This window comes from Oribacterium sinus, from assembly GCF_014202695.1.
Lineage (GTDB): Bacteria > Bacillota > Clostridia > Lachnospirales > Lachnospiraceae > Oribacterium > Oribacterium sinus.
The window spans coordinates 167908-180423 of the sequence record NZ_JACHHH010000005.1 but is presented as its reverse complement, the minus strand read 5'-3'; the positions used below and the strand labels follow the sequence as shown (position 1 = coordinate 180423).

The 12516-nt window shown below is 45.4% G+C and carries 9 protein-coding genes; 8 read left to right on the top strand and 1 reads right to left on the bottom strand.

Going from position 1 to position 12516, the window contains the following annotated elements; genetic code table 11:
* Positions 1-83: 83 nt before the first annotated feature.
* Positions 84-1463 carry a DUF1576 domain-containing protein gene (locus tag HNQ46_RS06310; RefSeq protein ID WP_183683904.1) on the bottom strand — a complete coding sequence of 460 codons (1380 nt, stop codon included), beginning with the start codon at positions 1461-1463 and terminating at the stop codon, positions 84-86.
* A gap of 295 nt (positions 1464-1758) precedes the next feature.
* Between HNQ46_RS06310 and rpmE the strand changes: the two genes are divergently transcribed.
* The 8 genes from rpmE to metG all read left to right on the top strand — a co-directional run bounded on the left by rpmE (position 1759) and on the right by metG (position 12515).
* Positions 1759-1965 (top strand): 50S ribosomal protein L31, encoded by a 207-nt coding sequence (rpmE, locus tag HNQ46_RS06305; RefSeq protein WP_040649303.1) that lies wholly within the window; start codon positions 1759-1761, stop codon positions 1963-1965.
* A gap of 254 nt (positions 1966-2219) precedes the next feature.
* Positions 2220-3350 (top strand): DUF1385 domain-containing protein, encoded by a 1131-nt coding sequence (locus tag HNQ46_RS06300; RefSeq protein ID WP_183683902.1) that lies wholly within the window; start codon positions 2220-2222, stop codon positions 3348-3350.
* Positions 3350-4327 carry a peptide chain release factor N(5)-glutamine methyltransferase gene (gene prmC / locus HNQ46_RS06295; RefSeq protein ID WP_183683900.1) on the top strand — a complete coding sequence of 326 codons (978 nt, stop codon included), beginning with the start codon at positions 3350-3352 and terminating at the stop codon, positions 4325-4327. The genes HNQ46_RS06300 and prmC overlap by 1 nt, the downstream gene beginning before the upstream one ends.
* 211 nt (positions 4328-4538) lie before the next feature.
* Complete coding sequence (eno, locus tag HNQ46_RS06290) at positions 4539-5834, top strand: phosphopyruvate hydratase (protein ID WP_007157719.1); 1296 nt, start codon at positions 4539-4541, stop codon at positions 5832-5834.
* A gap of 609 nt (positions 5835-6443) precedes the next feature.
* Positions 6444-8492, top strand: coding sequence for a methyl-accepting chemotaxis protein (locus tag HNQ46_RS06285; RefSeq protein WP_183683898.1), 2049 nt, complete (start codon positions 6444-6446; stop codon positions 8490-8492).
* Between the two features lie 496 nt (positions 8493-8988).
* A complete protein-coding gene (locus HNQ46_RS06280) occupies positions 8989-9456 on the top strand; it encodes a hypothetical protein (RefSeq protein WP_183683896.1) in 468 nt (155 codons plus the stop codon).
* 48 nt (positions 9457-9504) lie between these two features.
* Complete coding sequence (locus HNQ46_RS06275; protein WP_183683895.1) at positions 9505-9921, top strand: hypothetical protein; 417 nt, start codon at positions 9505-9507, stop codon at positions 9919-9921.
* A gap of 542 nt (positions 9922-10463) precedes the next feature.
* The gene (metG, locus tag HNQ46_RS06270; RefSeq protein WP_183683893.1) at positions 10464-12515 is read left to right on the top strand and encodes a methionine--tRNA ligase; all 2052 of its coding nucleotides are present in this window, start codon (positions 10464-10466) and stop codon (positions 12513-12515) included.
* Position 12516: the final 1 nt, after the last annotated feature.

Genomic DNA, 12516 nt, shown 5'->3' with positions numbered 1-12516 from the left:
AGTTACTCTATTCTATGTTTTGCAGAATTCCTTTCGCTTTCTCTCAACTGTTTTCTGCAGAAATCTCCCTTCTCTTTGCTATCTTATTTCCAAAAGATATTTTTCGGAAGCTTTACCTCCGGCTTGTCAAAAAGCTTGTCTTTAATGGCAAGCTTCTTCGCCTCTTCATCGTAAATGGCCATAGGCTTCTGTCTGTCCTTGATGGCAAGGATAATGGGCACAAGGAAAATGGCCACCACACCTCCGGCAAAGCCGTTGTTATAAAGATTTGTCCCATTATAAAGAATTCCAACATTTAAGGCAACGGAAGAATGAAGAAAACCGGCTGCAATTCCCCAGAAAATGCCGAATTCTCCTGCAATGGGAGCCAAGGTAGTCACAAGAATCAGGGTGAGGGTGGAGCTGGGATCCTGCACGGACCAAACCTTCAAGAATCCTGCAAGAATTACGCCGAAGATTACCGGTAAAATATTTCGCAGATGCTTTCCGGTGGCGCTAAAGCCCACCAGACAGAAGATGGAACCGATGGTGGGGCCGTTAAAGTCTCCTCCCAGAATGTAGAGAATCAAAGTCATGGCAAGACCGTTTACCCCCATGTTGAAAATGGTGGGATAGTCTCCGTATTTCTTTAAATAGTCCGGATTTCCCTGTCCGCTTTCCTTCAGGATATCCCGATAGCCAAGAATTGTTTCCTTTCGCCCAAAGAAAAGGGAAAGGAGCATCAAGACGAGAAAGAGCGCAAGCAGACTGTAGAAGCCAAAGAGTCTGTGGTCGGTATCCCAAACCAGTCGGGACTCGATTTTTACCCCGAAGGATTTCATCAGGGAAATGACGATGGTGGCGATAATACCGCAGGCGAAACCGGCATTGTACAGGGAATAGCCCATGTGAGCGTGCTTGGTGTGGAGGGAAATGGGAACCAGAACATAACCGATGACAAGCCCCACAGCAAGCGCCAAAAGAAGCTGCAGGACATCCGGAATATTGGGAATCAGCAGAATCTGGGTGATAATCGGAGAAAGGGTGGTACCGCAAAGCCCGATATGAAGATATTTTCGGAAGGGAACCCGGTGAATTTTGGCATAAAGGGCATAGCCCAGAATTATCGCCCAGATATTTAAAAGATTCTTTCCGAAAAGAGAAAAGCCGAACATCAGGCAGGAGGCCATAATACAGCTTCCGTCAAAATTGGATTTGGCGATACAGAGTAAGCCCAGGGAAATAATGGTGAGGCATCCCGCATTGAAAAAGGCTGCGCCCACGCCGCCTACCACAAAATAGTCCGTAATCAAAATATCCGGTTGCACAATGATTTCCCGTACACCTTCAAAAATGCTCATAGGGTTTTGCTGGGTAAGACTGATGAGCATAAAATAAATAGGCACGATGGACATTAAAAGATAACGCTCCCAGTTCGGGAGAAAATGATGTAAAAGCAACTTGCTGTCTTCTGTGTTTTTCATGAAAAAATTCTGCTCCTTCACTGCCGGGGGAGGGGGATTTTCCTAGCCGATTCTCCAATATGAAACTATTAAAATAGTACAAGAAAAAGAAAAAATAAGCAATTATAAGATTCTAAGCAATTCCGGAAGAAAGACTTGCCTTTCTGTAGACTTTGTGCTATCTTGGTACGGCTAAGGGGTACGCCCTGACAAAGTGCTATTATTTATAGATAGCACATGCATTATGAAAACCAAGGAATCCCCAAGAGGGATAGACGAACCGCATGGTTGGCAATCATGCAGAAAGAGGGAGAAAATGAGAGAAGGTATTCATCCAACTTATCACCAGGCAACCGTAACATGTAACTGTGGAAACACATTTGTAACAGGATCCACAAAGCCGGAAATTCACGTGGAAATCTGCTCCAAGTGTCATCCTTTCTACACAGGAAACCAGAAGCTGGCATCCGCTAAGGGTAGAATCGATAAGTTCAATAAGAAGTTTGGAATGCAGCAGCAGTAAAAAGCAGGGCCTCGGCCCTGTTTTTTTGTTAATCTTTATGAAAAAAGCGTGATACTTTCTTGGGAACGATTGTTCAAAGGCCGGTACTTTAGTATAATTCTTCCTATTCCGGAAAGATAATTGGTTTATTTCCCGTTGGAACTTCTGTGTGTTTTGAAAATGCTTGGAGCTAGGAGATTATTTTCAAAATAGAAAAGAAAGAATAGAAATCTTTTTGTATAGCCGGATAGTAAGAGCTTTGGAAAGGAAGAATTTTGGAAAAACAGGTATATAGCGGTATCGGCGGTCAGGCAGTGATCGAAGGCATTATGATGAAGAATAAGGAGGACTATTCCGTTGCGGTACGAAAGCCGGACGGCAGTATTGACGTGATACAGGGAGAGTATCTGTCATTAACGGACAAATACCCTTTCTTCCGCCTTCCTTTTTTACGGGGAATTTTATCCTTTTACGATTCTATGGCACTGGGGATGAAGTGCCTTAGCCATAGTGCCAGCTTCTATGAGGATGATGAGGGAAGCGAGCCGGGAAAGCTGGAGCAGTTTTTGGACAAGCTTTTCGGAGAGAAGGTGGAGCAGGTGCTTTCCGCCTTAGTGATGGTCTTTTCCTTTGCCATGGCTCTGTTTATTTTTGTGGCTTTGCCCACCATTTTGCTAAGCTTTGTGAAGAAATTTCTTCCTATTGAATCGGCTCTGGCCTTCTTGGAGGGCTTACTTCGTATTTTGATTTTTGTTTTGTATATCAAGCTGATTTCCCGGGCTAAGGATATTCGCAGGACCTTTGAATACCATGGGGCGGAGCACAAATGCATTAACTGTGTGGAGCATGGACTGGACTTAACCGTGGACAATGTGATGGCTTCCTCCAAGGAGCATAAGCGTTGCGGTACCAGCTTTATCGTCTATGTGATGATGATTTCCATCTTCCTCTTTATGTTTTTGCATTTTGACAGCCTCTATTTAAAGATACTGTCTCGTCTTCTTTTGATACCGGTGATTGCAGGCATCAGCTATGAGGTGCTTCGTCTGGTGGGAATGGTGGACAACCCTCTTACCCGCTTGCTCTTTATTCCCGGTATGTGGATGCAGGGCTTAACCACCAAGGAGCCGGAGCGGGACGAAGTGGAAGTGGCCATTGCGGCGGTGGAGCGGGTCTTTGACTGGAGGGCCTTTCAGAAGAAGGCCTTTCCGGAGAAGGCAGTTTCCGAGCAGATGTCTTCGGGGAATACGATTTCGGAACAGTCGGTTTCGGAAAGTTCGATTTCCGAGCAGGCGGTTTCCGGGAATGTGAATTCAGAGCAGACGGCTTCAAAACCGGCTTCGGGGAATGCGGTTTCGGAAAATATGATTTCCGAACAGGCGGTTTCTGAGGAAGGGGAAGCGTGATGGAAGATTGGATGGCTTCCCGGGAAGCTTTGGGCTTTCCGAAACTTAGGGATGCGAGCTTGCAAAAAATAGAATTAACGGGGAAGCAGCTCCTTGTGGAAGCAGGGGTGGAAGAAGAGGAGGCGGCACTGGAAGTCCGCCTCCTTTTACAGGAGAGCTTTTCTTTGAATACCGCCGACTATCTCCTTAGAAAGCAGGAGCCCTTATGCAAGGCGGACAGGGAAAAAGTGGAAGCAGCCGGCATTGAACAAACGGAAATATTGGGAAAGCTTCATTCCTTTTTTGAAAACTTTGAAAAGCGGAGAAGACGGATTCCCTTGGCGCAAATTCTGGGAAGACAAAGCTTCTACGGACTGGATTTTTTTGTCAATGAAGATGTACTGATTCCCCGGGCGGATACGGAGTGTTTGGTGGACCTGGTCTTGGAAGACTATGCAGACTTGGCGAAGCAGGCAGGATCTTCTTCCTTAAATATTTTGGATCTATGCACCGGAAGCGGTTGTATCGGGATTTCTGTGGCAAAGCATTTGCCCTATCAGGAACTGCTTTTGGTGGATCTTTCGGAAAAGGCTTTGGTGGTGGCCAAGAAAAATGCGGAAAAGCATTTAGGGGAAAATGTTACGCTCTTGCAAAGTGATTTATTGACGGAGGTGCGGGGAAAGAAATTTTCCCTATTGCTCTCCAATCCTCCTTATATCGTAAGCAGGGTGATTCCCGGCTTGGAACGGGAGGTGTCGGAGTATGAGCCTAAGATGGCATTGGACGGGGGGGAGGACGGACTTTTGTTTTATCGCCGGATTGCCAAGGAGGCAAAGGCGGTTTTGCTTCCGGGAGCAAGCCTTTACTTGGAAATCGGCTACGACCAAGGTGAGAGCGTAAAAGACATTTTCCAAAAAGAAGGATATGAAGCGGTGGAAGTTTTTCCGGATCTTTCCGGAAATCCCAGAGTGCTTCGAGGGATTTTCCCCGGAAAATAATTCGTTTTTTCTACTGAAGAAAGAGTGATTTTTTATTTTTAAAAACTTAGGCTTCTTAGGGGGCATTATCGGGAGAAACAGTAGTTCTTTCTTGACACGATATGCCCAATCTATTAGTATAAGGATTGCGATTTAATCTATAGATTCTTAAAGGAATCTTAAAATTGGTTTCTGGCAAAGCCATAGGCTTGCAAGAGAAAGAGAGGGTAAGATGAGCTACTTAGAGATTGAGAAGGTCATTGGAAGAGAGATTATTGACTCCAGAGGAAATCCAACCGTTGAGGCAGAGGTTATGCTGTCTGACGGAACTATCGGAAGAGGAACTGCTCCTTCCGGTGCATCCACAGGAGAATTCGAAGCATTAGAGTTAAGAGACGGAGATAAGTCTCGTTTCGGCGGAAAGGGTGTTGCTAAGGCTGTTGAGAACATCAACACCATCATCAACGACGTTTTACTGGGAATGGATCCTATGGACATTTATGCTGTAGATCAGGCTATGATCGAGGCTGACGGAACCAAGGACAAGTCCAAGCTGGGTGCTAACGCAATCCTTGCTGTTTCTATCGCAACCTGCAAGGCTGCAGCAAACGCTTTAGACATTCCTCTTTACCGTTTCTTAGGCGGAGCAAACGGAAACCGTCTTCCTGTTCCTATGATGAACATCTTAAACGGTGGAGCACACGCTACCAACTCCGTAGATACACAGGAGTTCATGATTATGCCTGCAGGCGCTCCTTCCTTCCGTGAGGGACTTCGTTGGTGTACCGAGGTATTCCATGCTTTACAGAAGATCTTAAAGGATGAGGGAAATACCACTGCAGTAGGAGATGAGGGTGGTTTCGCGCCAAACTTAGCTTCCGATGAAGATACCATTGAGCACATCTTAAAGGCTATCAAGGCAGCTGGCTACGAGCCCGGTAAGGATTTCGTTCTGGCTATGGATGCAGCTTCCTCCGAGTGGAAGAGCGAAAAGGGTAAGGGCTTCTACCATCAGCCAAAGTCCGGTAAGGATTTCACCTCTGATGAGCTGATTGCTCACTGGAAGTCCTTAGTGGAGAAGTATCCTATCTACTCCATCGAAGACGGTCTGGACGAGGAAGACTGGGAAGGTTGGGAGAAGATGACCAAGGAGCTTGGAGACAAGGTTCAGCTCGTTGGTGATGACCTTTTCGTAACCAATACCGAGAGACTTTCCAAGGGAATTAAGTTGGGATGCGGAAACTCCATCCTGATTAAGTTAAACCAGATCGGTTCCGTATCCGAGACCTTAGAGGCTATCAAGATGGCTCACAAGGCAGGATACACCGCTATTTCTTCTCACCGTTCCGGAGAGACAGAGGATACCACCATCGCTGACCTTGCAGTAGCATTGAATACCTGCCAGATCAAGACCGGTGCTCCTTCTCGTTCCGAGAGAGTGGCAAAGTACAACCAGCTTCTTCGTATCGAAGAGGAACTTGGTGCAGCAGCATGCTATCCCGGATTCGGCGCATTCAACAGAAAGTAATTTATATCATAAAACGAGGGCTTCCGTGTTTTGCACGGAAGCCCTCGTTTTAAAATAAGGGATTGTAAAAAATCAAAACAATAAGGAATTTTCGGCAATATAGGTCTGAATGAGGGGAAGTATGAGCTGGATACTTATCTAAAGCCGGTGAAGTGAAGGACTGTAAAAATCAATAATTGAAGCGAATGATGCAGTGTAGGTCTATAATAGGGGTAGTCTGAGCCCGTCGGTACTTGCGAAAAACAAGAGAAACGCAGTTTTTCGCTTAGTATCCGCTACGTGGGGAGGCTAGCGAGAGCGTGCCCCGTTTATAGACCTACACTGCATCAGAGCGCTTTCTTATAACAAGTGCAGTCCTTCACTGCGCAGGGCGAAGCTAGCGAGAGGATGCCCCCATTTCAGACCTATATTGCTTAGAAAATTGTTTTGATTTTTTTACAATCCCTTCTTTTTTAATAGTCTTTCTCGTTTTTCAAACTTACACTATTTTGTCTTAAAAATCCCTTATACCCACAATCCCCTCCGCCGATACCATTTATAGAATTATTATAAATGTTCTTTCTTTTTGTGGCATGGAAGTATTAGAAAGAAACTTACCAAGGAGGGAAAATGAAATCTTTACGGAATACGCTTATCTTATCCATCTTACTACCGATACTGGTAGTTTTTATTTTGCTGGGCTTTGTGTTCATGCAGTTTATGGAAAAAAAGAGCACAAGAGAGGGAGATGCGGCTATGGAATCCTCAGCAGTGCAGATGGGAAGCGCTGTGGATACTATTTTATCTGAAATTGAAACCAGAATAGGCGTTATCGAATTGGCGGTAACAGATATTCCCGACCAGGACAAAATTCAGGCAAAGGATTTGGATTACTTTAAATCCTTTGAGGGCAATATGAATAATCTTTTGGTGGATGGCACCAAGGATATTCCCGGCCTGGTAGCTTCTTATGTTCGTTACGATCCGGCATTAACCTACGGTACTTCCGGAACCTTTTATACCGATACGGACGGAGACGGAAAGCTGGAGGCAGTTACCCCTACAGATTTAGCGGCTTATGAGCCTAGTGATACGGAACATGTAGGCTGGTTCTACACCCCCTTGGCCAACAAAAAAGCCACTTGGATGGAGCCTTACTTTAATGCCAACATTTCCAAGACCATCATTTCCTATGTGGTTCCCTTCTATCTGAAAAATGGAGACAACTATGGTGTAACCGGTGTGGACTTCGACTTTGCCTACTTGGATGATTTGTTAAAGAAAAATCAGAAGTATGAGGGAGACAGCAGTTTTCTAATCAATTCGGAGGGTAAAATCCTCTACCATGCCCAGTATCAAAACGGTGAGAATTTCCAGGAGATTGAAGACGGTAAGTATGCCGATGCGTTCAAGGAAATGCAGGATAAGGACCACGGTTTTGTTCATGAAGGAAGCGGAAAGTCCTCCATTTTAATGGGCTTTACCACTCTGGAAAACGGATGGAAGATCGTGGCGGTGCCAAGCTATCATGAAATCTACGGAAGCTTGGAGAGCTTTAAACTGACCTTTACGGTTTTCTCTGTCCTCTTTGCAGCTTTTATGTTGGTTTTGGCTGTCTTGGTAGGAAATCGTATTGCTCACCCCATTGTGAAGCTTTCCAAGTCTGTGGAAAGGATGTCTCAGGGTGCTTTGGATGAAAAGATTACCGTAAAAGATCAGACAGAGATTGGCGCTTTGGCTAAGTCCTTGGAGAGCCTGGGCGGACAGTTGAAAAATTATAAGCTTTACATCGGAGAAATTTCTGAGGTATTGAATCAGATGAGTGAAGGAGAGCTTTCCATTTCCTTACAGCATGAATACAATGGAGAATTTGCTTGCATCAAGGCGGCGTTAAATGCCTTGTCCGGAAAGCTTACCGATTTGATTGGTAATATTCAGACTTCTTCCGAAAGAGTTTCCGAGTTTGCAGGAAATGTGGCAAACAGTGCCCAGTCCTTAAGCCAGGGCTCCATTGAACAGGCAGGCAGCATAGAGCAGTTGTCTGAAAGAATTCGTGCAATTTCCGACCATGTGGAAAAGAGTGCGGAAAATACCAAGCTTGCCAATGCGGAAGCTCAGAGCACCCAGGGCGAGGTCGAGAAGGCTGACCAGCAAATGCAGAAGATGCAGAAGGCTATGGAGGAAATTTCCGATAAGTCCGGTGAAATTTCCAAGATTATCAAGACCATTGATGATATCGCCTTCCAGACCAATATTTTGGCTTTAAATGCGGCCATCGAGGCGGCAAGAGCAGGAAGCTACGGTAAGGGCTTTGCAGTAGTAGCGGATGAAGTAGGAAACCTGGCACAAAAATCCGCCGATGCGGCAAAGGATACCACCACCCTGATTGAAGAAACCGTACGGGCCGTGGAAGAAGGCGCAAAGCTTGCAGAGCATACAGCAGTTTCCCTGCAGCATGTGGTTAAGGGCTCCGGTCAGGTCAATGATTTGGTAAATGAAATTGCCAAGGCAACAGAGGAACAGGCAAAGGCCGTATCCGATGTACGAGAAGGCATTAACAGTATTTCCGATGTGGTACAGAGAAATACCGCAACTGCAGAGGAAAGTGGCGCTGCCAGCGAAGAGCTGAACCGGGAGGCTAAGGCACTGGAGAAGCAGGTGGCGGAATTTAAAATATAGGATAAAGAGGATGTAAAAAACCGAAAGATTTTCATCCAATATAGGTCTAAACAGGGGCACGCTCTCGCTAACTTCGCCTCGTAGGGGTACTAAGCGAAAAACTTCAGTTTCTTTGTTTTTCGCAAGTACCCACGGGCTCAGATTGCCCCTTGCTTCAGACCTATATTGGATGAAAATCAGCTCCAATTGTGTTTTTTACACCCTCTTTTTGTTATATTTAAATAGAAGGTGTAAAGCTAGAGTGATTTTTGGAAGGGAGTCTTGATGTTTTCCAAATGCTCTGTGCCCTGGGTGTGGCTGGGATATTCTCCGAGAAGGGGAGCGGAAAGCATTGGTGATACTCTGCAATGGTTAGAGGGCATAAAAATCCTAAGGCTTAATACAATTTTTGAATAAGTGTAGTCTTAATATATATTTTTAACAAATTCATTGAGCTTTAAGAACCTCCATGCTAAGATTACAAAGTGGCATTAATGACTAGACAAAGGAGGATACTATGGGATTTTTTGATGATTTAGGAAAGAAGCTTTCTGATGCAAGTCAGGACGTAATGCAAAAGGGAAAGGAAATGGCAGATACTGCTAAGTTCAATTCCCAGATTCATGATGAGGAAAAGAAGATTTCAGCAGTTTACAGCAAAATCGGTAAGAAGTATTTTGAAGTTTTTGAAAATGCTCCTTCAGAGGATTTTAAGGCTTTTATTGAAGAGATTCATGCTGCACAGGCAAAGATTGCGGAGATTCAGGAAAAGCTGAATGCTTTAAAGAATGAAGGCAAGGCTGCGGTAGAGAATGTGGCAGCGGATGCAAAGGAAGCTGTAAATCAGGCTGCCGATAAGGTGGAAAATGCTGCAGAAGGTGCTGTGGATGCAGCAAAGCAGGCTGCGGAGCATGTGGAGAACGCGGCAGAACAGGCCGTAAACAAGGCAGAGGATGCTGTTGACAACGCAGTAAACGGAAACTAATTGTTTGTGTGCTGAAAGCATCATAGTTAGGCATGGAGGAAGAAGAGTATGAAAACAAAATTAGGAGTATCTGTAGGCTTAGCAGCTGCCGGCGTTTATATTCTGGCGGTGCTGGGAAACTACACTGCGATTTTACTTGCTGTGGGTTATATTTTTCTGATGGAAGAGGATGCTTGGTTGAAGAAATCCGCATTGAAGGCTTTAGCAACGATGCTTTTCTTTAGCTTTCTGCTGAGCCTCTTGGGCTTGGTTCCGGATGCCTTTAAATGGATAGGAACTGCCCTGTCCGTTATCAATGTCAATGACGGTACTCGTGCCATTACCGCGTTTTGGTCCTTGATTACCCAGGCTATTGACATTTTCAAAACCTGTATTTTCTTGGCGCTGGCTTTCAAGGCACTGAACCAATCCACCATCACAGTTCCCGTTGTAGACGAGCTACTCAATAAGCATTTTGAGGAATAATCCGGAGGATTTGCGTACCAGCAAATCGGTAAACCAAACAAAAAATACTCTACAAAGAGCGGTGTTTGCCTAGGCGACGCTGCTCTTTTTGCATATTTCTCAACGAGTATCGTTCACGGAGCGAGCGGCATTCCGTTTGCCTTGATATAATAAAGAAAGGTGAATAATCCGAAGTTCCACCAATAGCCTTGAAAGAAGAGGCAATCTGAGCCCGTGGGTACTTGCGAAAAACAAAGGAACTGCAGTTTTTCGCTTAGTATCCCCTACAAGGCGAGGTTAGCGAGAGCGTGCCTCTGTTTCAGAATCACTATGTAGAAAGGGGAGCAAGTATTTTTCTGGTTTTCGATACTTCAAAAGGCACCCCCGCTCTTTCCCCTTCCTGACGACATTTTATTGACTAGTGAAAAATCTATGTTAGACTAGGAATGTTTATAGAATATAGAATAAGAACAGAAAATTTCTGCAAAAACGGCATTTGAAAAAAGCGCCGAAAAGAGAGTTCTTTGCAGGATGAGGAAGATAAAAGAGATAAAGGAGAGTCTATGGAAAAAAAGCCTTATTATATTACCACTGCCATTGCCTATGCCTCAGGAAAGCCCCATATCGGGAATACCTATGAGATTATCCTGGCTGATGCCATTGCCCGTTTCAAGCGTTACGAGGGCTATGATGTATTTTTCATGACCGGAACCGATGAGCATGGTCAGAAAATCGAGGGGAAGGCCAAGGATGCGGGGAAGACTCCCAAGGAATTCGTGGATGAGGTGGTAGGAGAAATTCATACCATCTGGGATTTGATGGACACCTCCTATGACAAGTTCATGCGTACCACAGAGGAATATCACGAGAAGCAAGTGCAGAAGATGTTCCGAAAGATGTACGAGAACGGAGATATTTATAAGGGAAAATACGAGGGCTGGTACTGTACTCCCTGTGAGTCCTTCTGGACCGACTCCCAGCTTGTGGACGGAAAATGTCCCGACTGCGGAAGAGCGGTGGAGAGGGCCAGTGAGGATGCCTACTTCTTTAAGATGTCCAAGTATGCGGATCGTTTGATGGAGCATATCGAAAGCCATCCTGAGTTTATTCAGCCGGTTTCCCGGAAAAATGAGATGGTGAACAACTTCTTAAAGCCGGGCTTACAGGACCTTTGCGTGTCCCGTTCCTCCTTTACCTGGGGAATTCCCGTGGACTTTGACGAGAAAAATGTGGTTTACGTTTGGCTGGATGCCCTAAGCAACTATATTACCGGTATCGGTTATGATGTGGACGGAGAGCATCAGGAACGTTTTAAGAAGTATTGGCCTGCGGACCTGCATTTGATTGGAAAGGATATTGTTCGTTTCCATACCATTTACTGGCCCATCTTCTTAATGAGCTTAAATGTTCCTCTGCCCAAGCAGGTTTTCGGACACCCCTGGTTACTTACTGCTACCGCCAAGTCGGATGAGGGAACCAAGATGTCCAAGTCCAGAGGAAATGTAATCTATGCCGACGACCTGGTAAGACTCTTTGGTGTGGATGCGGTGCGTTTCTTCGTTATGCATGAAATGCCCTTTGAAAATGACGGTGTCATTTCCTGGGAGCTGATGGTCGAACGCTTCAATTCCCAGCTGGCCAACATTTTAGGAAATCTGGTAAAGCGTACCATTTCCATGAGCAATAAGTACTTTGACGGCATTGTGGAGGATAAGGGCGTAACAGAGCCGGTGGATCAGGATCTGAAGAACACCGTTTTGGAGCAGGCAAAGCTTGCCGTATCCAAGATGGATGAACTGAAAGTGGCGGATGCTTTAACCGCAATCTTTGAAATTTTCAGACGCTCCAACAAATATATCGATGAGACAGAGCCATGGGTTTTGGCTAAGGAAGAGAGCAAGGCAGACCGATTAAGAACCGTGCTGTATAACCTGACAGAATCCATCGTCATCGGCGCATCTTTACTGAAGAGCTTTATGCCCTCCACAGGAGCGGAGATTTTAGAGCAGCTTTCCACTACGGAAAGAGACTTTGCTTCCCTTTCCGACTTCGGTCTATACCCCTCCGGCAATAAGGTGGTGGCGGACCCCAAGACTCTCTTTGAGAGAAAGGATTGGAAAGAGGTAGAGAAGGAAGTAGAAAAGATTACCGAGGCCCAGATTGCCAAGGCACAGGCCGAGGAGAAGAAGGAAGAGGCCAAGAAGGCGGCAAAAACAGCCTGTGCTTTAGGAAGCTCTCAGGCAGCGGGCAATACGGATTTGGAAAAGGGCATTGATATTCCCTTTAAGGCTGAGATTTCCTATGAGGACTTTGACAAATGTGACTTCCGTATTGGAAAGATTATTCATGCCGAGGAAGTGAAGAAGTCTAAAAAATTACTGCTTTTCAAGGTACAGGTGGGATCCGAAGTAAGACAGATTCTTTCCGGTATTAAGTCCAGTTACAAGCCTGAAGATCTCTTAGGAAAGAAGGTTATGGTGCTTTGCAACCTTGCCCCCAGAGAGATTTGCGGCTATCAGTCCGAAGGCATGCTCCTTTCCGCCATTGACGAAGAGGGCAAGCTTTCCCTGATGACTTCTTTGGCGGATATGCCTGCCGGAGCAAGCATTTCATAAT